Source organism: Streptomyces sp. NBC_01450, assembly GCF_036227505.1.
In the GTDB taxonomy this organism is placed as follows: domain Bacteria; phylum Actinomycetota; class Actinomycetes; order Streptomycetales; family Streptomycetaceae; genus Streptomyces.
This window is the reverse complement of record NZ_CP109480.1, coordinates 6,053,421-6,075,848: the sequence shown is the minus strand read 5'-3', so window position 1 is coordinate 6,075,848 and position 22,428 is coordinate 6,053,421. Positions and strand designations below refer to the sequence as shown.

18 protein-coding genes and 6 pseudogenes are annotated in these 22,428 nt (G+C 68.4%); 8 read left to right on the top strand and 16 right to left on the bottom strand.

The window, feature by feature from the left end; translation table 11 throughout:
- Positions 1-44 precede the first annotated feature (44 nt).
- On the top strand, positions 45-866 hold the full coding sequence (locus OG568_RS27105) for a YceI family protein (RefSeq protein ID WP_329533437.1): 822 nt from the start codon (positions 45-47) through the stop codon (positions 864-866).
- A 27-nt stretch (positions 867-893) separates the two neighbouring features.
- On the opposite strand, the gene OG568_RS27100 is transcribed toward OG568_RS27105, so the two are convergent.
- The 7 genes and pseudogenes from OG568_RS27100 to OG568_RS27070 all read right to left on the bottom strand — a co-directional run.
- Positions 894-1,667: a TetR/AcrR family transcriptional regulator gene (locus tag OG568_RS27100; protein ID WP_266432895.1), complete on the bottom strand. Its 774-nt coding sequence runs from the start codon at positions 1,665-1,667 to the stop codon at positions 894-896.
- A 138-nt stretch (positions 1,668-1,805) separates the two neighbouring features.
- Positions 1,806-3,342: pseudogene (locus OG568_RS27095) on the bottom strand (MFS transporter).
- A 119-nt stretch (positions 3,343-3,461) separates the two neighbouring features.
- The gene (locus tag OG568_RS27090; protein ID WP_329533436.1) at positions 3,462-5,723 is read right to left on the bottom strand and encodes an ArnT family glycosyltransferase; all 2,262 of its coding nucleotides are present in this window, start codon (positions 5,721-5,723) and stop codon (positions 3,462-3,464) included.
- The gene (locus OG568_RS27085; RefSeq protein ID WP_266689264.1) at positions 5,720-7,258 is read right to left on the bottom strand and encodes a bifunctional glycosyltransferase family 2/GtrA family protein; all 1,539 of its coding nucleotides are present in this window, start codon (positions 7,256-7,258) and stop codon (positions 5,720-5,722) included. Before OG568_RS27085 ends, OG568_RS27090 begins: the two co-directional genes overlap by 4 nt.
- Positions 7,259-7,272: 14 nt before the next feature.
- Complete coding sequence (locus OG568_RS27080; protein ID WP_329533435.1) at positions 7,273-8,916, bottom strand: sensor histidine kinase; 1,644 nt, start codon at positions 8,914-8,916, stop codon at positions 7,273-7,275.
- Positions 8,913-9,653, bottom strand: coding sequence for a response regulator transcription factor (locus OG568_RS27075; RefSeq protein ID WP_054235077.1), 741 nt, complete (start codon positions 9,651-9,653; stop codon positions 8,913-8,915). Before OG568_RS27075 ends, OG568_RS27080 begins: the two co-directional genes overlap by 4 nt.
- 242 nt (positions 9,654-9,895) lie before the next feature.
- Positions 9,896-10,210: pseudogene (locus OG568_RS27070) on the bottom strand (zinc ribbon domain-containing protein); the annotation flags it as partial.
- 28 nt (positions 10,211-10,238) lie between these two features.
- On the opposite strand from OG568_RS27070, the gene OG568_RS27065 reads away from it, so the two are divergent.
- Positions 10,239-11,675 (top strand): recombinase family protein, encoded by a 1,437-nt coding sequence (locus tag OG568_RS27065; protein ID WP_329533433.1) that lies wholly within the window; start codon positions 10,239-10,241, stop codon positions 11,673-11,675.
- A gap of 861 nt (positions 11,676-12,536) precedes the next feature.
- Here the strand turns inward: OG568_RS27065 and OG568_RS27060 are convergent.
- Both OG568_RS27060 and OG568_RS27055 read right to left on the bottom strand, forming a co-directional pair.
- Complete coding sequence (locus tag OG568_RS27060) at positions 12,537-12,764, bottom strand: DUF7848 domain-containing protein (RefSeq protein WP_329533432.1); 228 nt, start codon at positions 12,762-12,764, stop codon at positions 12,537-12,539.
- Positions 12,761-13,123, bottom strand: coding sequence for a hypothetical protein (locus tag OG568_RS27055; protein ID WP_329533431.1), 363 nt, complete (start codon positions 13,121-13,123; stop codon positions 12,761-12,763). Before OG568_RS27055 ends, OG568_RS27060 begins: the two co-directional genes overlap by 4 nt.
- 318 nt (positions 13,124-13,441) lie before the next feature.
- Between OG568_RS27055 and OG568_RS27050 the strand changes: the two genes are divergently transcribed.
- Positions 13,442-14,158, top strand: a complete 717-nt coding sequence (locus OG568_RS27050) for a DUF5919 domain-containing protein (protein ID WP_329533430.1) — start codon at positions 13,442-13,444, stop codon at positions 14,156-14,158.
- Positions 14,151-14,618, top strand: coding sequence for an NUDIX hydrolase (locus OG568_RS27045; protein WP_329533429.1), 468 nt, complete (start codon positions 14,151-14,153; stop codon positions 14,616-14,618). Before OG568_RS27050 ends, OG568_RS27045 begins: the two co-directional genes overlap by 8 nt.
- A gap of 45 nt (positions 14,619-14,663) precedes the next feature.
- Here the strand turns inward: OG568_RS27045 and OG568_RS27040 are convergent.
- The 5 genes and pseudogenes from OG568_RS27040 to OG568_RS27020 all read right to left on the bottom strand — a co-directional run.
- Positions 14,664-15,593, bottom strand: a pseudogene (locus OG568_RS27040) (RNA-guided endonuclease InsQ/TnpB family protein); the annotation flags it as partial.
- 245 nt (positions 15,594-15,838) lie between these two features.
- Positions 15,839-16,002, bottom strand: a pseudogene (locus OG568_RS27035) (amidohydrolase family protein); the annotation flags it as partial.
- Positions 16,003-16,050: 48 nt separating this feature from the next.
- Positions 16,051-16,443, bottom strand: coding sequence for an antibiotic biosynthesis monooxygenase family protein (locus OG568_RS27030; protein WP_266432889.1), 393 nt, complete (start codon positions 16,441-16,443; stop codon positions 16,051-16,053).
- A 107-nt stretch (positions 16,444-16,550) separates the two neighbouring features.
- Positions 16,551-17,420, bottom strand: coding sequence for a DUF2797 domain-containing protein (locus tag OG568_RS27025; RefSeq protein WP_329533428.1), 870 nt, complete (start codon positions 17,418-17,420; stop codon positions 16,551-16,553).
- A 78-nt stretch (positions 17,421-17,498) separates the two neighbouring features.
- Positions 17,499-17,867, bottom strand: a complete 369-nt coding sequence (locus tag OG568_RS27020) for an HGxxPAAW family protein (protein WP_329533427.1) — start codon at positions 17,865-17,867, stop codon at positions 17,499-17,501.
- Between the two features lie 111 nt (positions 17,868-17,978).
- On the opposite strand from OG568_RS27020, the gene OG568_RS27015 reads away from it, so the two are divergent.
- From OG568_RS27015 to OG568_RS27000, 3 genes and pseudogenes are all read left to right on the top strand, one after another.
- The gene (locus OG568_RS27015) at positions 17,979-18,458 is read left to right on the top strand and encodes a MarR family winged helix-turn-helix transcriptional regulator (RefSeq protein ID WP_329533426.1); all 480 of its coding nucleotides are present in this window, start codon (positions 17,979-17,981) and stop codon (positions 18,456-18,458) included.
- 395 nt (positions 18,459-18,853) lie between these two features.
- A complete protein-coding gene (locus OG568_RS27010) occupies positions 18,854-19,513 on the top strand; it encodes a hypothetical protein (RefSeq protein WP_329533425.1) in 660 nt (219 codons plus the stop codon).
- A 196-nt stretch (positions 19,514-19,709) separates the two neighbouring features.
- A pseudogene (locus OG568_RS27000) lies at positions 19,710-19,873 on the top strand (site-specific integrase); the annotation flags it as partial.
- Positions 19,874-20,179: 306 nt separating this feature from the next.
- Here the strand turns inward: OG568_RS27000 and OG568_RS26995 are convergent.
- The gene (locus OG568_RS26995; protein ID WP_329533424.1) at positions 20,180-20,380 is read right to left on the bottom strand and encodes a hypothetical protein; all 201 of its coding nucleotides are present in this window, start codon (positions 20,378-20,380) and stop codon (positions 20,180-20,182) included.
- 130 nt (positions 20,381-20,510) lie between these two features.
- Here OG568_RS26995 and OG568_RS26990 point away from each other — a divergent pair.
- A pseudogene (locus tag OG568_RS26990) lies at positions 20,511-20,742 on the top strand (transposase); the annotation flags it as partial.
- 37 nt (positions 20,743-20,779) lie between these two features.
- Here the strand turns inward: OG568_RS26990 and OG568_RS26985 are convergent.
- Complete coding sequence (locus OG568_RS26985; protein WP_329536467.1) at positions 20,780-21,796, bottom strand: ice-binding family protein; 1,017 nt, start codon at positions 21,794-21,796, stop codon at positions 20,780-20,782.
- Positions 21,797-22,428 lie beyond the last annotated feature (632 nt).

The following is a 22,428-nucleotide window of genomic DNA, read 5'->3' as shown; positions in this document are numbered from 1 at the left end:
TTTCATCGCGACCAATTTTTACTGCTTTGCAGGGAGAAAACGGGATGGGACTGACCGCACGGATTCGCACGCGGGACGGATGGGCCGTGTCGCACGCGGTCGTCACGGTGACCGACATGACCGGCACCCAGGTGCTGCGCGCCGAGGCGGACACCGAAGGAGCCGTGCACGACCCGACCACCCTCACGCCCGGCGCCTACACGGTGATCGTGACCGCGGTCGGCTACGCGCCCGCCGCCTCGAGCGCGATCGTCACGGCGAGCGGCCGGGCCGAGATCGGCAACGTGACCCTCGCCCGCCAGGGCGGCACCGAACTGCCGCCGCCCGGCCCCTGGACCGTCGACCCGGCGCACTCCTCCGTCGGCGCCGTCGCCCAGCACCTCGGCATCTCCAGCGTGCACGGCCATTTCACGGACTTCTCGGCTCTGATCGAGATCGCCCCGGACGACGTGTCCAAGTCCCGCGTCGAGGCGGTGATCTCGGCCGCCTCCATCGACACCGGCAACGGCATGCGCGACGGCCACCTGAAGTCCCCGGACTTCCTCGACGTCGAGACGTACCCGCAGATCACCTACCGCTCGACCGGCCTGACCCCGGCCGGCTCCGACCGTTGGACCGTCCACGGCGAACTCACCATGCGCGGCATCGCCCGCCCGGTCGACCTGGACCTCGCCTACCTGGGCACGGGCGCGGACCCCTGGGGCGGCACCCGCGCGGCCTTCCGGGCGACGACCGAGCTGCACCGCGAGGACTTCGCCATGAACTACAACCAGGTCATCCAGGCGGGCATCTCGGCGATCGGCACCACGCTGAAGGTCGAACTGGACATCCAGGCGGTACAGGGCGAGTACCTCCCACAGGCGTAAGGCGAGTGCCCCTTCACAGCGGGCGGCCTAGGGCCTGGCGACCATCGTCTCGATCCCCGCGATCAGCGTCTCCAGCGCGAACGTGAAGTCCCGCTCCCGCATCTCCTCGACCGTGTCACCGCCGCGGGCCTCGATGAGGTCCGCGGCGTTCTCGAAGTTGGCGGAGAACTGCGGCTGTTCGCTGATCGTGCTCATGGCCTGGCGGAAGTACTCGTCCTGGGTCATCCCCGCGGAGGCGCAGCGCTGCACGAAGTGGCCCTCGATGGTGCCGAACCCGTACACGAACTGGAAGACCGCAGAGAGCGCGCCCATCTGACCGTGCGGGGGCAGACCGGTGTTGCGGATCACCTGCTGGACACAGAGCGAGAAGGCCATGGAGTGCGGGCCGATGTTCAGGAAGGTCCCGATGAGCGGGGACACCCAGGGGTGGCGGACCAGCAGGGCGCGATAGCCGGTGGCGAGGGAGCGGAGCTGGTCGCGCCAGTTCTCGCCGGACTCCGCGTCGGGCAGCTCCAGTTCACCGAAGACCGCGTCGAGGGCGAGTTCGAGCAGATCGTCCTTGGTGTCGACGTACCAGTACACGGACATCGCGGTGACGTTCAGCTCGGCGGCCAGCCGGCGCATGGAGAACTTCGCCATGCCCTCGGCGTCCAGCAGCCGTACGGTGGCCTCGGTGATCCGTTCCCGGTCGAGCCCCGACGGCTGCCCGCCCCCGCGTGCCGCACCGCCCCGGGGAGCCTTGCCCTCCAGCCAGACACTGGTCCGCGCCGGACGCTCGGCACGGTCGGCTGCCCTCACCATGGCGCACCATCCTCGGAACTTGGAACTTGGAACCTGGAACTCAACGGTCAGAACTCAGCAGTCGGGGCTCAGCAGTAAGCACTCAGTCCTCGAAAGCGGCGGCAGCGGGTCCGCCCCCTCCCTGATGCTATGCGGGCGCTACACCGAAACCGCCACCGCGGAGTCTGCCCTCTCCGCACGCCGCAGCAACGCCGCGGCCAGCAGTCCGCCGAGAAGGACGGCGACCGCGCCCACCAGCTGACTGGTCTCCAGGCCCGACGAGAACGCGTCCGTGATCCGTCCGCGCTCCTCGTCCGAGCCCGCCGAGGCCAGCGCCGCCGGGAGCGAGGCCGCCGCCGCGGGAATCAGCGCCGCGAAACGGGAGTTGAGGATCGCCCCGAGCACCGCCACGCCGAGGCCGTTGCCGAACTCGGCCAGTGTGCCGTTGACGCCCGCGCCCACGCCCGCCTTCTCGGGTGGGATCGCGCTCATGATGGCGTGCGCCATGGCCGGGTTGGCCACGGCCGCGCCCGCGCCGATCAGCAGCAGGCCGAGCAGTGTGCCGCCGTACCCGTGCGCGGCGAGCGTGGCGATCGACACCAGCCCGGCCGACATCAGCGTCATGCCGAGCGCGATCGACACCGGTGTGCCGAGCCGCGCCGTCCACTTCGCCGAGAGGCCGGAGAAGTTCAGCGCCACGACCGCGAGCGCGAGCGGCGCCGTACGCAGTCCGGCTTCCAAGGGGCCGTACCCCAGGACGAATTGGAGGTGCTGGGTGAGGAGGAAGAGGGCCCCGCCCATACCGAAGGCGATGAGGACGGCTCCCGCGACGGCTCCCGTGAAGCGCCGGTCACGGAAGAAGTGCAGGTCGAGCATGGGGTACGGGATCCGGCTCTCCCAGTACGCGAAGGCGGCCAGCACCAGCACGGCGACCGCGGCCGTGGCCAGCACCCGGCCGGACGTCCAGCCGTGCTCGGGGCCGGAGATGATCGCGTACACGAGTGCGGTCATGCCGATCGTGGAGAGCAGCGCTCCCAGCAGGTCGGGGCGGTCTCCCCGAGGGTTTTTCGACTCCGGTACGAGGGCCACCACCGAGACGAGGCCCAGGGCCGCCACCGGCAGGTTGATCAGGAAGATCGCGCCCCACCAGAAGTGGTTGAGCATGAAGCCGCCGAGGAGCGGGCCTGCCGCGAAGCCGAGAGCGTTGACGGCGCTCCAGATGCCGATGGCCTTCGGGTGTTCCGCGGGGGTGAAGATCTGCATGGCGACGGCCAGCGTGGTGGTCAGCAGGAGCGCGCCGCCGACGCCCATTCCGGCCCGCGCGGCGATCAACTGGTCGGTGGAGCCGGCGAGTCCGGCCACCACCGAGCCGATCCCGAAGAGGACGAGCCCCGCGATCAGCATCTTCTTGCGGCCGATGGGGGTCCCCCCGCGCCCTTAAGGCGTGGGGGAGGTCGGCCGCGCTGCCCGCCGTGAGCAGCAGCCCGGACTGCACCAGTGAGTAGGCGTTGATCATCCACTGGATGTCGGAGGTCGCCGCACCCAGTTCCCGGGTGAGGGAGGGGATCGCCACGTTCAGGACGGTGTTGTCGAGCAGCACGGTCAACTGGGCGAGACAGATGACGCCGAGGATCAGCCAGCGCTGGGGGTGACCTTGCGCCTGGTCTTCGGGGCGCCCTGGGGGAGTCGTGGACATGTTGTACACCGTAGAACAGTTCCCATACGGCGTACAACGCGATTCTCCGGGCGTACGGAAAGGGCGGTGGCCCGGAGCTGGATCGCTCCGGGCCACCGCCCTGGGTACGGGACCTGCCGTCAGCTGCTGGTCGGCTGCGTCAGGTCGTAGAAGGTGGCCGAACCGACCGTCACCTTCTTGAAGTTGGCCGTGACCCACGAGCTGATCTGGGAGGAGGTGGAGGTGGTGGAGGAGGAGTTGCCGCCACCGCCCATGCCGCCGCCCGAGATGAAGTAGTGGATCTTGCCGTCCGTCACGTACTTCTTGAACTGGGCCAGCGTCGGAGACGGGTCGGTGCCGTTGAAGCCGCCGATCGCCATCACCGGCTTGCCGGTGGCGAGCTGGTAGCTCGCGGAGTTCTGGGAACCGATGGCCGCGGCCGCCCAGGTGTAGTCGTCCGCGTTCGTCTCCAGCAGCTTCTTGGCCGCGGAGCCGACGGTCGCGCCGTTGAGCAGACCGCCCACGCCGCCACCGCCCATGCCGCCCTCACCCATCGCGCCACCGCCGGGCATGCCGCCCTGCTGGTTCTGACCCTGGGTGTTGCCGTTGCCCTGCTGGTTCTGGCCGGGGAAGCCACCGGTGCCGCCGGTGCCACCCGTCGGGGGCTGGCCCATGCCGCCACCCTGCTGGGTGGTGCCGTTACCGCCCTGCTGGTTCTGACCCTGAGTGTTGCCGCCACCGGGGAAGCCGCCCCGCGTGCCGCCACCACCGCCGCCACCGGGGCCGCCACCCCGGCCGCCCATCATGCTGGCGCCCGCCGGACCGGCCGTGACGATCGAACCGGTGTGCCCGCTGTTCACCGTGGACAGCGTGTACGCCGTCGGGCCCGCGACCGAGGCCACGAAGCTCAGCCCGACCGCCGCGAGGGCCAGTTGGCGGCCCAGCTTGGCCGCGAAGATCAGACCGAGCGCGCCGGCCAGACCGCCGATGAGGACCAGCCACTTCAGCCACGGCAGGTAGGTGGGCGTGCGGTTGAGCAGCACATACCCCCAGGCGGCGGTCGCGGTGACCGCGCCGGCGAGGGTGAGCGAGACCCAGACCTTGCTCCGCTCCTCCCACAGCACCGTCACACCCATGCCGACGACGGCAGCGATGTAAGGGGCCAGGGCCACCGTGTAGTACTGGTGGAAGATGCCGGCCATGTAGCTGAAGATGATCGCCGTCATCAGCAGGGCGCCGCCCCAGGCGAGGAACGAGCCGCGCGTCAGGTCGGTCCGCCTGGCCTTGCGGGTGAGCACGATGCCCGCGACGAACAGGATCAGCGCGGCGGGCAGCAGCCAGGCGATCTGGCTGCCGATCTCCGAGTTGAACATCCGGTTCCAGCCGGTCTCGCCCCACTGGCCGGTACCACCGCCGCCACCGCCACCGACGCTGCCGGTCTCGTCGCCGTTGATGCGGCCGAGGCCGTTGTAGCCGAAGGTCAGCTCGAGGAAGGAGTTGTTCTGCGAGCCGCCGATGTACGGGCGGGAGGACGCGGGCCACAGCTCCACGATCGCCACCCACCAGCCGCCGGAGACGACCATCGCCACCGCCGACAGACCCAGCTGGGCGAACCGCTTCTTGAGCCGCACCGGCGCGCAGACCGCGTACACGACCGCGAGCGGCGGCAGGATCAGGAAGGCCTGCAGGGTCTTCGCGAGGAACGCGAAGCCGACCGCGACACCCGCCCAGACCAGCCACTTCGTCCGGCCGTCCTCCAGACCGCGGACCACGCAGTAGATCGTGACGGTCATCAGCAGCGCGAGCATCGCGTCCGGGTTGTTGAACCGGAACATCAGCGCGGCGACGGGAGTGAGCGCGAGCACCGCGCCCGCGATCAGACCGGCCGCTGGGCTGAAGCGACGGCGCAGGGCCCCGTACAGAACGCCGACCGTGGCGACGCCCATCAGCACCTCGGGGACGAGGATCGCCCACGAGCTGAGGCCGAAGATCCGTACCGACAGGGCCATCGGCCACAGCGAGGCCGGGGGCTTGTCGACGGTGATGGCGTTGGCCGAGTCGAGCGAGCCGAAGAAGAGGGCCTTCCAGCTCTGGCTGCCGGCCTGGACGGCCGCGGAGTAGAAGGAGTTGGCGTACCCGGAGGCGCTCAGGTTGTAGAGGTAGAGCAGGCCGGTGGCGACGAGCAGACCGAGGAAGGCGGGGCGCACCCAGCGCGGGTCCTCGGGCCGGCCGCGCCAGACGCGGTGGAAGAAGGGCTGCTTGGGCTCACCGGACCGGGGGGCCGCGGTGGGCGGCGCGACGGGCTCCTGCAGAGCCGTCGAGCTCGGCGGTCCCCAGGAGGGCTCGGCGCTCCCGGAGGGACTCAGGCCCCCCTGATAGCTCGTGTCGGGCTGAATCGTCATCGTGCGTCCCTCGCGTCCCTCGGGTCGTGATCGTGCGGGCGCACCGCTTGCAGCTGCATGGTTGCGTCCCCCCAGGTGCGGTCCGCGGCTTCAGCGGCGCGGAACTCGGTGGTCTGGTTGTGGTCGTGGTTGATGTACGGAGCTTGGGGCGCCGTCGGGCCCGGGCGCTGGGGCAGCGGCTGGTGCTGGTAGTGCTGCGGGCCCTGGTGCTGGTGCTGCTGGTGCGCCGCTGTCGTGCTGTAGGCGGGCGAGGCCGGGTTGTGCGAGGCGACGACGGTCGAGGGCGCCGTCTCGTCGCGCCGGTCCGGGAAGACCCAGGCGCGGAAGAGCAGGAACCGCAGCACGGTCGCCGCGAGGTTGGCGGCGATGAGCACCGCGAGTTCGGTGGAGTGCGCCGGGCTGCTCGTCGCCGCGTTCAGGGCGGCGAGCGAGCCGCTGGTGAGGGCGAGGCCGATACCGAAGACGACCAGGCCCTGCGCCTGGTGCCGCACCGCGCTGCCCCGCCCGCGGACGCCGAAGGTCAGACGTCGGTTGGCCGCGGTGTTGGCGACGGCCGAGACGAGCAGGGCGAGCGCGTTGGCGATCTGCGAGCCCGAGAACGAGCGGAAGGCGCTGTACAGAAGCAGGTAGAAGAGGGTGGACAGGGCACCCACCACGCAGAAGCCGACGAGCTGGCGGGCCAGGTTCTTGGGTACGTCGGTCAGGTCGCGGTCGCGCGGATCGTCCCCGAAGGGGCGCCCGAGCCGGTCGAGCGGGAGCGAACCGGTGGCGAGGGCGCGCCCCACGCGCCACACGCCCTTCAGGTCGTCGGTCGCGGTCTTCACGATGTGCACGGTCGAGTTCGGGTCGTCGACCCAGTCGACCGGCACCTCGTGGATGCGCAGTCCGGCGCGCTCGGCGAGCACCAGCATCTCGGTGTCGAAGAACCAGCCGGTGTCCTCGATCAGCGGCAGCAGGACCTGGGCGACATCGCGGCGGATCGCCTTGAAGCCGCACTGCGCGTCCGAGAAGCGGGCCTGCAGCGAACCGCGCAGGATCAGGTTGTAGGTCCGGCTGATGAACTCCCGCTTGGCACCGCGCACCACGCGCGAGCTGCGGGCGAGCCGGGAGCCGATCGCGAGGTCCGAATGGCCCGAGATCAGCGGGGCCACCAGCGGGAGGAGGGCGTTGAGGTCGGTGGACAGGTCCACGTCCATATAGGCGAGGATCGGAGCGTCCGAGGCCGACCACACGGTGCGCAGCGCGCGCCCACGGCCCTTCTGCTCAAGCCGGAAGGACCTGACCTCCGGTATCTCCGACTCCAGCCGTGCGGCCACCTGAGGGGTGGTGTCCGTCGAAGCGTTGTCCGCGACCGTGATGCGGAACGCGTACGGGAAGGTGCGTTTGAGATGCTCGTGCAGTCGCACCACACACGGCTGGAGGTCCTTCTCCTCGTTGTAGACGGGGATCACTACGTCCAGGACAGGCGTACCGGCGGACCCGGCCGGGAGGTGCTCCCGCGCCGGCAGGTTGCCGGGAGAAGAGTCGGTTCGCATGCGAACGACTCTCGTCAAACGCCCTGTTGCACCCATGTGGTGGCGCTGTGCTGTGCCTGTGAGAACAGTTGCGCCTTTGTTTCCACGAACGGATCGACGGCGATCGCGGGCAAATGAAGGGTGAACACGGTCCGTCCGGGCATGCTGTCCACGGTGACGGCGCCCCCGTGCGCGGCCGCCACGGCCTGCACGATGGCGAGTCCCAGACCCGTCGAGCCGGAGGACCTGGAGCGCGAGGAATCACCGCGTGCGAAGCGTTCGAAGACGCGCGGGAGCAGGTCGGGCGGGATGCCGGGCCCGTCGTCCTGGACGTCCACACACAGCCACGGCCCATGCCGGTGCACCCGTGCGGTGACGGTCGTACCGGGCGGGGTGTGCGTTCTGGCGTTCGCGAAGAGATTGACCATGACCTGCTGCAGCCGTGCGGCGTCCGCCAGTACGAGCGCGGGCTCCTCCGGCAGTTCGAGCCGCCAGTTGTGGTCGCGCCCGGCTGCCCGGGCGTCGCTCACGGCGTCGATGACGAGCGGTACGAGGTCGGTCTGGTCGTACTGGAGCGGGCGTCCGGCGTCCAGCCGCGCGAGCAGCAGCAGGTCCTCGACGAGCAGGGTCATGCGCCCGGCCTCGGACTCGATACGGCCGAGGGCGTGCCGGGTGTCGGGCCCGGTCTCCTCGCGTCCGCGTCTGGTCAGCTCGGCATAGCCACGGATCGACGCCAGCGGTGTACGCAGCTCATGGCTCGCGTCCGCGACGAACTGCCGTACGCGCATCTCGCTCTGCTGGCGTGCGTGCAGGGCGCTGTGGATGTGGTCGAGCATGCGGTTGAGCGCGGCGCCGACCTGACCGACCTCGGTGTGCGGGTCGGCCTCGGACTCCGGAACCCGCTCGTAGAGGGTGACCTCGCCGGTGTGCAGGGGGAGTTCGGAGACACGGGTGGCGGTGGAGGCGACCTTGCGCAGGGGGCGCAGGGCGAGCCCGACGAGGACGCTGCCGGCGATGCCGGCGGCGATGAGACCGGCGGCGGTGACGCTGACCTCGACGAGGATCAGGGTGTTGATGGTGTTGGTGACGGACTTGGTGGGCAGCGCGACGTAGAACGCGCCGCGACCGTTCTGGCTCTGCATGTACGTGACCCGGTACTCACCCAGGCCCGGGATGTCCACGGTGTGGTGGGCATCGTTCTTGGCCACATGGGCGAGCACGGCCGTCTGCGCCGGGTTGAGCTTGGTGGACGTCATGTCCTGGTAGCTCTTCTCGTTGGCAACGACCGCCTTGTCGATCCTGCCGTCGTTGCCGATGGCGGCAACGATGGTCTTCGGCTGCGTCGGCCCCTTGGTGACGAACTCGAGCTTCTTGTCCGTCGTCAGGTCGTCCGACGAAGTGTTGGACGAGGTGCCGTTCGGGTTCACGGGTCCCGCGGCACCGCCGTTCGGATCCAGCTCACCCGGTTTCGGACCACCGCCCGCCGCCCGCCTGGCGACATCGCTGACCTGGCCGTCCAACTGCTTGTAGAGGTGCTGCCCCAGCGCGATGGTCGTCACGGTGCCGATCACGGCGCACACCAGGGCGATCAGCATGACCGAGGAGACGACAAGCCGCGTCCGCAGCGTGCGCGGCTGTCGTCCTCGCCCCTGCTTACGCGGCCGTCGTCGCCCGCTCATGACGCCGCGGGCTTGATCAGGTAACCGGCCCCACGCCTGGTGTGGATCATGGGCTCACGACCGGCGTCGATCTTGCGTCGCAGGTAGGAGATGTAGAGCTCGACGACGTTGGCCTGGCCGCCGAAGTCGTACGACCACACGCGATCGAGTATCTGCGCTTTGCTGAGTACACGCCTGGGATTACGCATGAGGAACCGCAGGAGTTCGAACTCCGTCGCGGTGAGGTGGATGTTCTCCCCGGCGCGCGAGACCTCGTGACTGTCCTCGTCGAGGGTGAGGTCACCGACGACGAGCACGGAGTCGGAGCGCCGGTCGGCGGCACCGGAGCGGCGGATCAGTCCGCGCAGCCGGGCCACGACCTCTTCGAGGCTGAAGGGCTTGGTGACGTAGTCGTCGCCGCCGGCCGTCAGCCCCGCGATGCGGTCCTCGACGGCGTCCTTGGCCGTGAGGAAGAGGACGGGCACGTCGGGCAGATCACGGCGCAGGCGCCCCAGGACCGCGAGGCCGTCCATGTCCGGCAGCATCATGTCGAGGACAACGGCGTCGGGCCGAAACTCGCGCGCGGTCTGCACCGCGCCCTGTCCGTCACCCGCACTGCGGATCTGCCAGCCTTCGTAGCGAAGAGCCATGGAGAGCAGCTCGGTGATCGACAGCTCGTCGTCCACCACCAGCACTCGGACGGGGCTCCCGTCCGGCCTCAGCAGTTCGGTGCGCCCCTGGGGCGAGGTCGTGGTCATAGCGGACACCATGTCGGGGTCCTCTGAGAGCACGCTTTCGGGAACCTGTGATTTTCCTGAGAAACACACAGGTGCCTCTCAGGCAACTCCTGGGAAGATCACGAAGTTCCTGAGAGGGCGTTCCCGGGCGTTCCGGGGCGTCCCGCTCAGAAACTGATCGCGAAGAGACGAGCACCGTTCGCTTGACTTGCTCCTCGGGCTGGAGCCCGAGGATTCTGGCCTTCTCGTCCGTTGCTGTGCCGCTACGCGGCACAGGGTTGGGGCGGGAATCCGTGGCTTCCTGTTTCTTCGCGCTGTGCCGGGACGAGTCCTGGTCTTACCGGCGCTCCACAGGCTGATGCCGCCAGTCCGGCGGCCGTTTTGACGTTGATCGCGGCATTGTGGTCCCGGTCGTGGACGGTGCCGCAGGCGCTACAGGTCCATTCCCGGACGTTCAGGGGTTTGGGGCCGTCTTTGACACCGCAGGCCGAGCAGGTCTGGGAGGTCGGCTCGAACCGGCCGATCCTGACCAGGGTCCGCCCGTACCGGGCGGCCTTGTACTCCAGCATGTGCACGAATGTCAGTAGTCGTTCATACAGTCTAGATATGACTCCAGAGGCGACAACGGCCAAGCAGGGCAATGCAGTTGGTGAGGATGCGGCGATCTACTGCCGGATCTCGCAGGCTGGGGACGACGACCAGACAGGCGTGGACCGTCAGGAACGTATCTGCCGGGAGGTGGCGGAGCGGCTGGGGGCGCGGGTGGCGGATGTGTTTGTGGACAACAACCGCTCCGCGTGGCGGCGCAACCGCAAGCGGCCGGGCTGGGATGCGTTACTGGTGCGGATGGGCGAGGGTGCGTACAGGCATGTGATCGTCTACCACCCCGACCGGCTGATGCGGCAGCCCAAGGACCTCGAAGAGCTGCTGACCATCGCGGACGATCAGCACGTGGTGCTGCACGGGCAGGCCAACCGCAAGGACCTGTCGGACCCGGATGACCGGTTCATTCTGCGCATCGAGGTAGCGCACGCCTGCCGCTCCTCCGATGACACCTCCCGCCGCACCCGCACCGCGCTGGAGGACCGGGCCCGCGCCGGGAAGCCCCACGGAGGACGCCGCTACGGCTACGCCAAGGTCGGCCACACCGTGATCGAGGAGGAAGCCGAGGTCATCCGGGAGGTCTTCCGTCGCTTCCTGGACGGAGAGACGGCCAGCGCCATAGCCAAGGACCTGCATGCACGGCAGCTCACAACGGCCGAGGGGGCGCAGTGGCAGCCCAACAAGGTCCGCAATCTGCTGTCCATGCCGTACGTGGCAGGAATCCAGGTGCACCGGGGGCAGCGGATCGGCATGGGCGAGTGGCCTGCGATCATCGATGTGGGCCAGTGGGAGGAGGTACAACAACTCCGTTCCTACCGGGCTGCGCACAGCGGTAGGAGCACTGCCGAGCACCGCTACTACCTGCTGCGCGGGGTGGTGATGTGCACCTGTGGCATGCGGATGTCGGGCAGCAGCAACCGGACCAAGCCGATCTACCGGTGCACCCGGGCCGCCGCCTACGGCCAGGAACGCTGCACACGTGCCATCACCGCCGAGCCGCTCGAAGTCTTCACCCGGGACGTGGCGCTTGAGGTGCTGGAGAAGCTCGACATCACCGGCCGCCAGCCCGCCACCACCACCCGGCCGTCACAGGATGTGGCCGCCGACGAGGACGACGCCGCGCAACTCGCGGACCTGAATCAGATGTGGCTGTCCAAGGAGATCCCGACTCCGGAATACCGGTCCATGCGCCGCGTCATCGAGGACAGGATCAAGGAACGGCAGCGCCGCACCGTGCAGCGGCCCGTAGCGGTGCTCGAAGGCATCGTAGGACCGGACGCGCGCAAGAACTGGCGACGGCTGGAGGAGGAGAAGGACTACGCCCGCATGAACGCCGTCTTCCGCTTCCTGTTCGCCGCCGTGATCATCCACCCCACCAGCAAGCGGGGCCAAGGGCTGGACTTCGACCGCATAGAGATCGAGCCCAACCCGCTCGACTAGCCCGTCAGTCATCGTTGTGAGGGCCGAGAAGCCGTGCGAGCCGTGCCGCACTCTTCGGCCCTATCCGTGCCGGGAACTTCGCCGCCTGTCGTCTGACGGCGCGTGTGCGTTGATCGTCATGGGAACGCTGGGCGCGCAACCTGGGTAAGCCTCCGAGATCAGGTGTGTAGGTGGGTCGCGGCAGTCCATGGGGCACTCCTTTCGGTCCCTGCTGACTTTGCGTCAGCTCTGTGCCTCGACGACGCCTGTCGTCACTCGTCCTTACATGATGCCAGCGGGGTCTGACAGAAGGTGCCTCAATAACACCGCCTGAAATCCCGGTAGTTACCCCGCCGCCCCGGCGTGAGCAACCGGCATCGGTCGAAACAGCCTTTACTTCCTCAAGGGCGCGCCTACGGCGCGCCGGGGCGCCCCGCCGCCCCGGCCGGGCATGCGGCGTGACCGCCGGTCCCGTCCGGTCGCCGGGCGCCCCCGCACCGCAGCACGCCAGAGGAAGAGAGCGTTGACCAGCCGTCTCAGCCCGGGACGTGGTGGGCTGGGGGTCGACGGCCTCCGAGACTTTAGGCAGCCACCATGGGGCGAGCCTCGAAGAACAGGGGGCCGATCGGGCTATTGCGGGCAGCTCCCAAGAGACTGCCCGATCCGCTGGCGAGCGTAAGGCCCCCTGTTCACTCGCCCCATGGCAGCTCCCGCCCAAAGTCGCTGCGGCCGGCGACGTGCCCACAGCGCGCCATTACCCCAGTCAGGACCAGCCCCCCGAAAAACGGAGAGCCCCGCCCGTTGCGCCACCGGGGGAGGACGCACAGGCGGGGCAGCCGACACGCTAAGCCTTGTTGCTCGCCGTCGCTCAGCGGGCCGGGGTCATTCGTCCCGGGTGACGCAGGCGTGGTCGGTCGCGACGCGGCGGAAGAGGTCATGGCCCGTGCGGCCGGTATGACGCAGGCACCAGTCCTGAGCCGTTTCCTGTTCCTCGTGAGGGCCGGATGTCTCGTCGCACCCGGAGGCCACGCAGAAGGCTTCGAAGGTGACTCCGCCGTCCGGTACATGCCGGATCGTGTGGGGCACGTAGCGTAGAACGACGCGGCTCATGCGGATGCCTCAACGGGCCGTGCGGGGTCGTCTTCGTCCTCGTCGTCGATCACGTCAGGGTCATCCCATGCGGGATCGGCCAGGCGTGCGCCCCGGCTCTCCGCGACGCGGTGCACGTCGGTGAGAGCCTCGGTCAGCTGAACGGCCAGCAAGTGGAGTTCACCCGGAGTCCACTTGCGCCCGTCGAGGGTTCTCTTGGCTTCCTCGACGAGGTCGGCGGCCAGGCCGAGTTGCACAGCCTCCATGTTGTCCGCGAGGCGCGAGAGGTAGCCGCCGGAGCCGTCCCCGGCGAGATAGCACGGCTTGCCTTCCGGACCCGACCACGGCAGGAGCCGCATTACGTTGATGTGTCCGGTCACGCCGACGCCTCCACACCGTGGATCAGGCGCGCGGAGTGGTGGCACCTCGGAGAAGGGAGCCGGGGCCGCAACGGCGATTCGGCGAAGCGGGCGATACCTTGACTCATGTCGACCTGCTCTTTCAGGTTGTCCATGCCCCCGGGCCGTTCGCGCGGTCGCGGGGGTCTTGTCCATCACCACACTTCCGCCCCTGGCGGTGCGTTCCTACCGCGTTCCGCGACCGTTAGGCACGGAGTACGTATACCGTGTGAAGCGTGCCTAACGTCCCTGGGGGTACCAGTGAATGAGGCTCTGCGCCGTGCGATGCTCCAAGCCCGCATGACAGATCGTCAGTTGGCGGAGAAGTGCGACGTCGATATCAAGACCGTCGGCCGATGGATCACCGAGACCGGGCGGGTTCCCCGTGCCCGTCACCGGTGGGCCGCCTGCGAAGCACTCGGAGAGGACGAGGCGGTGTTGTGGCCAGCAGCCGCGAAAAAGGCGATCAAGGTCGGTCCGGACCGCGAGGTCGTATCCGTCTATCCCTACCGGTCCGGTTGCCCGGCCTCTCTGTGGCGGTCGCTGATCACCAAAGCTGAACGAGAGCTGACCTTCGCGGGGTACACCAACTACTTCCTATGGCTTGAACAGGCCCGGTTCGGCACCGCACTCCGGCGGAAGGCGGCCCAGGGGTGCCGAGTCCGGTTCCTGCTCGGTGACCCCGACAGCGATCTCACGCGGTCGCGTGAGCAGGACGAAGACGTTGCCCTCACACTTTCCACCCGCATCCGCGTGACGCTCGCCGAGCTGGAGAAGATCAGAAGCCAGCCGGGCATCGACGCGAGGTACAGCGACGGACACGCCCACCTGTCCGTGTTCCGCTTCGATGACGACATGATCGTCACGCCCCTGCTGACGCACCGGGTCGGCCACGATGCCCCCACGCTGCATCTGCGTCGTCACCAGGACGACGGCATGTTTGATCGCTTCGCGTCGCACGTTGACGAACTGTGGAACCGGGGCACTCCGGTATGGGAAAGGGAAGCCAATGGCTAGGCGCGACTACGAGGACGATCCCAACGCCCCGGCCGCGAACAGCCTGGTTCCCGCCGCTTCCACGGTCGTTGTCGACGACTCCGGGCGCATCCTCCTCCAGCGCCGCAGCGACAACGGCATGTGGGCCCTGCCCGGAGGCGCCATGAACATCGGAGAGTCGCTACCTGACTGCGCCCTCCGCGAGACCCGCGAAGAGACCGGCTACGACGTAGAGATCACCGGCATCGTCGGCACGTACACCAACCCCCGTCATGTCTTCGCCTACGACGACGGTGAGGTGCGACAGGAGTTCTCCATCTGCTTCCTGGCGCGGCCCGTGGCCGGGCAACTGGCGGTGTCCGAGGAATCCACGGATGTTCGCTGGTTCCTGTCCGAAGAGGTCGACGCGCTTCCGATGCTCCCCAGCATCCGCAAGCGCGTGAACGACTGGCGCGACGGCAACATGCCCGCAGCTCGGTAGCCGGAAGAGGCGGTGACACGACACACCCCTCCCGAAGCCAAGACTGTATGAACGACCGTTGACGAACGCCGACCATCCGGCGTCATGGACACTCCTGGCCAGCCTGGTGCGCGCGAGTCCATTGACCGCCAGGTCCTCCACGCCGACCGCTTGGTTGTCGCGGATCAGCTGAGTGGAGAGCTGGTGGTGGAACTCGTGGCGGGCATCGGCCACCTTTGCGTGGGCACGGGCGACCTTCAGGCGGGCCTTCTCCCGGTTCTTGGATCCCTTCTGCTTGCGGGACAGCTCCCGCTGGGCGCGTTTGAGTTTCTTCTCCGCGCGGCGCAGGAACCGCGGGGAGTCGATCTTCGTCCCGTCGGAGAGGACGGCGAAGTGGGTGAGTCCCAGGTCGAAGCCGACGCTCTGGTCGGTGTCGGGCATCCGGGCGGCGTCGGCGGCCGGGTCGGTGTCGGTGACGAACGAGGCGAAGTACCGTCCGGCCGCGTCCTTGATCACGGTGACCGAGGAGGGCTGTGCGGGCAGGGTGCGTGACCACTTCACCTTCACCGCGCCGATCTTCGGGAGGTTCAGCCTCCCGGAACCGGTGATCGACCAGCGGGCATTGGCCGTAAAGCGGATCGACTGGCGGCTGTCCTTGCGGGACTTGAACCGGGGCGCACCGCTCTGCGCGCCCTTACGCTCGCCCTTGAGGGAGGCGAAGAAGTTCTTGTAGGCGACCTCCGCGTCGCGCAGGGACTGCTGGAGGACGACCGCGGAGACCCCGCCCAGCCAGGACCGCTCGGGTGTCTGCTTGGCCTGGGTGATCAGCTTCTGCGACAGCACACCCGCCGTGGGAAAGGGTTCGCCCGCCCTGCGGGCGTCCTCGCGGGCGCGCACGGCATCGTTGTACACGACGCGGGCACACCCGAACGCCCTTGCCAGCGCGAGGCGTTGGCCAGGTTCCGGGTACAGCCTGAAGGCGTACCGAAGCTGCATGCGGTGATCGTACGAACGAGCGCCACCCACTACCAGAGAGAACGTGTGTACGGTCGATACCCCCTTGAACCGGGGGAGCAGAACGGGCCGAACGGGACAGGCGTCGCCCGGCTTCGCCGGACCGGGCCCGTGATGCTCCGCGTCGGCCGTGGTGACGCCCGCGCTCTCCTGCTCCACAGAACAGCATCCGTGACGCTCCGCTTCACCATGACAGACTCGCTTCGCCACTGACCTGAAGGCCGATGCACTGCGAATGAATCCCGGTAGCAGATCGCCCTCAGCCAGTCATCCCCCAGCCCGAGCCGAGCCGTTCGAGGGCGTGCAGTTGGTGGGCGTACGGATAGGGGGTGTTCGGGAAGTCGGTCCCCAGCAGGACCCTGTCACCGAGGGCGGCGAGCCGGGCACGCTCGCTCCTGCCACTCGGCCCTACCTCCTTGCTCCGCTCGGGCCCCGGGCCCTACTCGGCCGCCGCACCCTGCTCAGTCCTGATGCCCTGCTCAGCCCCCGGAGTCCGCTCGAAGTCATGGCTCCGCTCGACCTTGGCGATGTGCAGGGTGTAGCGCTCGTACCATTCGGCGCGGCCGCGCCGCTGCGCCGCGCGGTGCTCGGCGTGCCCGCTCCACTCCCGGATCGCGTCCGCGTCCCGGAAGTACCCGACGGTGATCGCCAGCCCGCCCGGCGAGCGCGCGTAGTCCATGCCGAGGTAGCCCGGGATGTCCTTCACCAGCTCCTCCATTCGCTCGGCGGTCTCTGCGTACCCTCCGTCGTCGTCGATCCGGACGGAGGTGAACACGGCGGCGTAGTAGGGAGGTTCGAGGGCTGCGACAGGTGCAATGGAGTGATCGCTCATGTCAGCCACTGTCGGGCCGCGCGCCCCCACCCGTCCAGGCCCTTTCCGAACGGGATCCATAAGGGATCCAACTCTTGACCCTTGGCGAACAGCATCCGCCCGGAGACTCAGAAAAGCCCGTCCTGCAGCACGCTCCCGTCCTCCCACTCCCTCACGGGAACCGTCAGCCGCTCACCACTGACCGCGGTCAGCTCCCACCCGGTCATGAGTCGTGTATCCATGACGACGACCCCACGCCCGGTCGCCAGATGGAGATCGGGCCCGGCGGCGGCGAGCAGCTCCCCGCTCACCACGCCACCGGCGACGAGCTCGCTCACGACACCGACGGCGGCCGGGAGCCCCTCGAGCCCGAACACCTCTGTGTGATCGACGGCCTGGAAGGGCGCACGCTCCAGGGAGTCGGGCCAGTCATCGAGCTCCATGACCCGCGCGTGCAACTCCCGGATCTCCTCCAGCCGCTCACCCGCCCCCGGCAACGCGGCCCGCACCATCCTCTTCTCGGCGTACGGAATCCGATCCGGCACCCGCAGCGCGGCCCGCAGCAACTCCTCGGTCCGCCGCGCCGCCATCAACGGCCCCTGCCCGAGCCAGCTGAAGACGACGGCCCCCTGCTCCAGCAGCCGCGCCGGCCCGCGCGAGACTCCGGTGATCCCGACCTTGACCAAGCCCGGCCCGAACCACGCGAGGTATACGCGGTACGGCCGCGGGTCGTCGGCCATCGTGTCGGCGGCCACGGAGTGCGCCCGGTCCAGCCGCGCGCACTCCTCACAGCGGGCCCCCGCACTCCGCGCCGACACCACCGCCCGCACGGGACACGCGTTCCCCCGCGCCCCCACACACGTCCGTACGCCCTCGTCCACCACCCCAAAGGCCACCCGCTTCCCCCAGGACAGCGCACTGCCCCGCCCGCCGCCCCACATCAGCACGGGGCCGCCGTCCGACCATCGCAGGCCCGAACATCTCCACGTCTGTGCCATCACTCACGAGCGTAGGCGTTGCCACTGACAACGGAGTCGACGATCAGGCTGCCGCCCGGGGACCTGTCGGGCAGCCGTTCAGGAGGCGGACTCGGTCACGGGTTCACCGCTCGCGGATTCACGGCCGAGGACCACGTCCGACCGGACCGCGGGCCTCCCACGCCCGGCCAGCCGACACCCCACACACCCGGGATGTCCCTCCCGCGCGCCGCGGTCCCTGACCCGCAGTCCCCACTCCGAGGCGGGCCGACGCCCCGGGGGCTTGCCCCACCCGGCGAGATGGAGCACCCAGGTGACCAGCACGCTCGCGGCCACGACCGCCAGGCCGCCCCACTCGCCGGGGGCGTTGTCGGCGCCGACCCCCAGCCCGATGGCCGCCACGCCCACGGTGGCGATCCCGAATCCGACCCAGCCCGCGAGAGTGTGCCCCTCGTCATGCTTACTCACGTATTGCCTCCCTCTGTCCGAACAGCGGAGCTTCGTGACATGAGGGACTAGAATCCCTCACAGGCTAAGAAATCTACCCCAAAAACATCTCACGCACTAAGGGAAATGCGCATGCAGCAGGGCACGCCGCGCCCACCCGCGACTCCGGCCCAGGCGCTGAGCGCCATGGACCACCTCGTCGCGACGGGCATGATCGGCCAGCAGGAGATGGCCCAGCGGCTGCACCTGAACGTCACCGACCTCACCTGCTTCGGCTTCGTCCTGGAGGCGGGCGACACCCTGCTCACGGCCGGCGACCTCGCGGAGCGGGCCCATGTCACGACGGGCGCCGTCACGGGGATCCTCAACCGTCTCGAGCGCGCCGGATACGTCACCCGTCGCCCCGACCCCGACGACCGCCGCCGCGTCCGCGTCGCCGCGAACCCGGACGCGGTCGCCCGCGTCATGGCCCTCTACGAACCGCACTACGCCCGCGTCACCGAACTCTTCTCCGACTACTCGCCCGCCGAAATCGCGGTCCTGTACGACTGGTTCACCCGTACGGGAAAGTTGATGAGCGAATACCTGGAGGAGTTGCGGAAGAGCGACTGAGCCATTGCGCCTTCGCCTAGCGTGGAGAGGGCCCGAAGTCGCAAGTATGGGATGCGACTTCGGGCCCTTCTCGTTCGCCCGCCGCTCTCCTGTCGGTGCAGCCGAGATCCCTGGCCACGTCCGCCGCCGGGAACCAGTGCTCCCCCTCCGCCAACGTGAGCCTCCGCACTCACACCGGAAGCCCGCCGCGACCGCGCGCGAGCCGGGGATTGTGCTCGGACCACCGCCATCGGTCAAGTCCCGACTTCTCGCGTCACGCGATTCAGGGGCATGACGCCATTCAAGGGGCCGGGCCTAATGGATATACGCACTCCACGGCCGGAAATCCGTGAGTCGCGGGCCATTCGGCAACGCATTGTCCACCCTCCCCCCACTTTTATGGGATGTGAATTTCCATGACTCGCCGTTCCCATCTCCAGCGCATCACGCTGCTCGCCGCCTCGACCACCATGGCCGTCGGAGGCGCGGTATTGCCCAGCAGCGCCTTCGCCGCCACGTCGGCGCCGCACACGGCCGCCACCACGATCACCGCCGGTCATGACGCTCACCATCAGCACGCCGGCGCGGCCTCCGCCAAGCAATGGGTGGAGACCACCGACACCGCGAGCGGCATCAAATTCCGGCTTCCCGGAAAGCCCGAGGTCGAGAAGCTCACCAAGGCCAAGGACGGCGTGAACGGTCGCCTTTACATGGTGGAGACCGATGACGGGATCGTCGGCCTCGCGGTCCTCGACCTGCCCGGCGCCCAGGCGTACCTCGATGACAGTCTTCGGGGGTTCCTCGACGGCTACAACGAGAACTGCGCGTCCTCCCGCGAAAAGCTCGCCAGTACCGACGTCCACAAGACCACGGTCGACGGCCGGCCCGCCCTCGACGCACACCTCTCCGCCCCTGACGGCACCGTTGGTTCCGCACGCCTCATCGCCGACGACACCCACTACATACAGCTCCTTTCCCTCGGCCCGAAGGAGAACGGGAAGCCCATGAGCGAGACGTACCAGCAGCTCCTCACGAGCCTCCACATGCCGGACACCAGCCCCACCCGTGCCGGCTGACGCCGACGCCGGCAACATCACGATCGACAAGGTCGTCGTCAACGGCGGCAAGCCGGTCGTGGCCGGTCCCACCAAGGCGCAGCGCTCGAAGCACGGGGCCTCAACCCACCCCCCTCGCGGAAGTGCACCGGCCTGTACCCGAGTTCGGCCGGCCGAGCGTAAGGACCGCCCGGTCCCGTGTCCTCCAGGACGAACCGCCCTGGTGACGCGGCGCGCCCAGCAGAACGCCGACCGGAAAGCGGCCGGTGATCTCCGGCAGGACCGACACGGGCTGATCTTCACCACGAAGTACGGCACCCGATCGAGCCAGGGAACCTGACCCGCACGTTCGCCCTGCGGGCCCGCCGCGGAACACTCCGCACGCGCGGATCGCCATGACCCGTTGCCGTACTTCGCTGCTGTACGGCACGAAAAAGCCCCGCTCCGGTGACCGGAACGGGGCTTTCACCTGTGTGCACTCGGCAGGATTCGAACCTGCAACCTTCTGATCCGTAGGATCGGGCAGCACGTCGCATGGAGTGCCGACAGCCTCCTGTTGCGATCGCTCAAGATAGCGATCATGTGCGTCTGTGTGCCGTCGTTGCCGTCAGGGCTGCCGTCAACTCCGAACAGATGACACCGCCGCAACTGCGGTTTGGAGAGAGTTAGGACGCAGCGTGCGACGGCTCAGGAGAGGACCTGCGTGAGAGCGGCCGTCAGAGCGGCGGCGAGAGTGAGAACTGCTGCAAAGGTGGCAGCGGCCCTCAACAACGCGGTCGGATAGGTGGCACCGTCGAGACGGGCGAGCTTCCCCGCGCCGGCCGCGACCAGCAGCGCGACGAGGGCCACCAGCGAGATGGCGAACAGAACGACGGTGAGGTGGGGCACGGCTGACTCCAGGTATCCGATGGGTGCTGACGACCCCGAAGTTCTCGAAATGCGTGTTCGCCGTGGTACGACCGGACGAAGATGAACCCGCGCCCTCCCGCGGACTCCGTGGAATAAGAGCGCAGAGAAGACCCAGCAACCGGTCTACTTCTGCGACCCGGCCAGTCCCTGGCAGCGCGGCTCGAACGAAACACCAACGGACTGCTGCGGCAGTACTTCCCTAAGGCACCGACCTTTCGGTGCACGACCGCGAGCACCTGGGCACCGTCGCAGCCGAACTCAACAGGAGCCCACGCAAGACGCTCGACTGGGAAACCCCAGCCGAGCGTCTGCATAAACCGCTCGCCACCACACGTCAATGATCACGTGTTGCAATACAGCCATGAGAACGAGCGGATGTTATCGAGCCGTGTGACTGCCGCTCTTGTAGCCGTTACCCCACGATCCCTTGTCTCCCTTATGCCCCTTCGGGCCCCTGTCTCCCTTATCCCCCTTCGGCCCCTTATGCCCCCTCGGCCCTCTGTCTCCCTTATCCCCCTTCGGACCCTTGTCTCCCTTCGGTCCAGGAGGCCCAGAGGGTCCGGGAGGCCCAGAGGGCCCGGCGGGTCCGGTCGGACCAGCAGGCCCAGAAGGCCCGGCGGGTCCGGTCGGACCAGCAGGCCCAGAAGGCCCGGTGGATCCGGTCGGACCAGCAGGCCCAGAAGGCCCGGCGGGTCCGGTCGGACCAGCAGGCCCGGCCGGGCCTGTCATGCAAACCGCCCTCGTGATGACGTTGTGGTCCAACGTGACCGCACCATTACGTGCCAGCGCCCGGCCCTCGATCGCCGCGTTGGTGTTCACCGTGATGGACTGCAGGGCCAGGATGTTGCCCTTGAAGAAGGAATTGGTGTCGATGGTGGCGGAGCTCCCCACCTGCCAGAACACGTTGCAGGCCTGCGCTCCGTTGATGAGCGAGACGTTGCTCGTCGGGGCCGTGATCAGAGTGGATCCGATCTTGAAGATGAAGACGGCGTTCGGGTCGCCCTGGGCGTCGAGAGTGACAGTCCCGGTGAGATTCAGCGACGACGAAGCGCTGTAGACGCCGGGAGCCAGCGTCTGTCCGCCGATGTCACCCGGGGAGGTGAGGACGGTGTTGGTTGCCCTGCTGGCCGCGTCGTTGTAGGCGATGACCAGGTCGGACTTGGCCTGAACGGCGGCGGCATCGGCGACGTGCTGCACTCCGTTGACGACTCCGGGCGGAAAGCCCGTCACCGAGTTCCCAGGGCTGAGTCCCAGGTCGCCGTTGACGACCGTGTTGGGGACCGGGGGGACGACCACATTGGTGACCGTTGTACCGGCCAGGACCGCGTAACTCGTGGCGGTCCCCAATCCCACGGGGGCCTCAGCTGCGCGCGCAAGGTTCGAGATCAAAGTCATCGTCAGTAGCAGCGCGGTCGCGGGCACCATGACGATAGTCGCTCTGAATCTCCATGTTCGCCGCCTGCCCGGAGGAGCGGAGGGGATGGCATCCACTGCCATGGACGAGTCCTTCCTTGTCACCGTTGACCTCATCACCAGGCTTCCTGGCGGCTGAGGTGAGCTCTGGTCAGGCCACAGGCCCCTGTACTCGCGACGAGATCTCACAGAATCGTGACACATCGTCACTTAACCACAGGAAATACCTATATCAATGGAAGTAGTACCTTCGAGGCCACAGGAGTTGCGATGGCGTGGAGTTCGCCCTACCGGCGGATGCCGACGGATCAACCGGGCCATCGACGCAGCAGGATGCCGAGCACAATCACGCCGTCGACCTGTCCCTGGCTGGGGTGGTAAGCAGCGCAGTACCACCCCAGCCACCACCCCCGTCCGGCAGCGTCCCTCCAGGGCCGCGAAGTGACTGGTATGACCGCCACCGACCGATCCAGATAGAGCTACTGATCAGATGGTGGCACCAGGTGGAGACGGTCCGGCATCGCGCGGGGCCGTCACCAACAGACCTGGAAAGCGGGTTGGGGGCAACCCCTCACGAGTTCGAATCTCGTATCCTCGACGGCGCCTCACCAGGC

Excerpts from the sequence above, each read along its gene's own strand:
- OG568_RS27030 (WP_266432889.1), bottom strand. The coding sequence starts at position 16,443 with ATGAGCGATCACTCCATTGCACCTGTCGCAGCCCTCGAACCTCCCTAC.
- OG568_RS27100 (WP_266432895.1), bottom strand. The coding sequence starts at position 1,667 with ATGGTGAGGGCAGCCGACCGTGCCGAGCGTCCGGCGCGGACCAGTGTC.
- OG568_RS27065 (WP_329533433.1), top strand. The coding sequence starts at position 10,239 with ATGACTCCAGAGGCGACAACGGCCAAGCAGGGCAATGCAGTTGGTGAG.
- OG568_RS26985 (WP_329536467.1), bottom strand. The coding sequence starts at position 21,796 with ATGACTTTGATCTCGAACCTTGCGCGCGCAGCTGAGGCCCCCGTGGGA.
- OG568_RS27045 (WP_329533429.1), top strand. The coding sequence starts at position 14,151 with ATGGCTAGGCGCGACTACGAGGACGATCCCAACGCCCCGGCCGCGAAC.
- OG568_RS27025 (WP_329533428.1), bottom strand. The coding sequence starts at position 17,420 with ATGGCACAGACGTGGAGATGTTCGGGCCTGCGATGGTCGGACGGCGGC.
- OG568_RS27075 (WP_054235077.1), bottom strand. The coding sequence starts at position 9,653 with ATGACCACGACCTCGCCCCAGGGGCGCACCGAACTGCTGAGGCCGGAC.
- OG568_RS27010 (WP_329533425.1), top strand. The coding sequence starts at position 18,854 with ATGACTCGCCGTTCCCATCTCCAGCGCATCACGCTGCTCGCCGCCTCG.
- OG568_RS27105 (WP_329533437.1), top strand. The coding sequence starts at position 45 with ATGGGACTGACCGCACGGATTCGCACGCGGGACGGATGGGCCGTGTCG.
- OG568_RS27015 (WP_329533426.1), top strand. The coding sequence starts at position 17,979 with ATGCAGCAGGGCACGCCGCGCCCACCCGCGACTCCGGCCCAGGCGCTG.
- OG568_RS27060 (WP_329533432.1), bottom strand. The coding sequence starts at position 12,764 with ATGAGCCGCGTCGTTCTACGCTACGTGCCCCACACGATCCGGCATGTA.
- OG568_RS27085 (WP_266689264.1), bottom strand. The coding sequence starts at position 7,258 with ATGCGAACCGACTCTTCTCCCGGCAACCTGCCGGCGCGGGAGCACCTC.
- OG568_RS27050 (WP_329533430.1), top strand. The coding sequence starts at position 13,442 with ATGACAGATCGTCAGTTGGCGGAGAAGTGCGACGTCGATATCAAGACC.
- OG568_RS27090 (WP_329533436.1), bottom strand. The coding sequence starts at position 5,723 with ATGACGATTCAGCCCGACACGAGCTATCAGGGGGGCCTGAGTCCCTCC.
- OG568_RS27080 (WP_329533435.1), bottom strand. The coding sequence starts at position 8,916 with ATGAGCGGGCGACGACGGCCGCGTAAGCAGGGGCGAGGACGACAGCCG.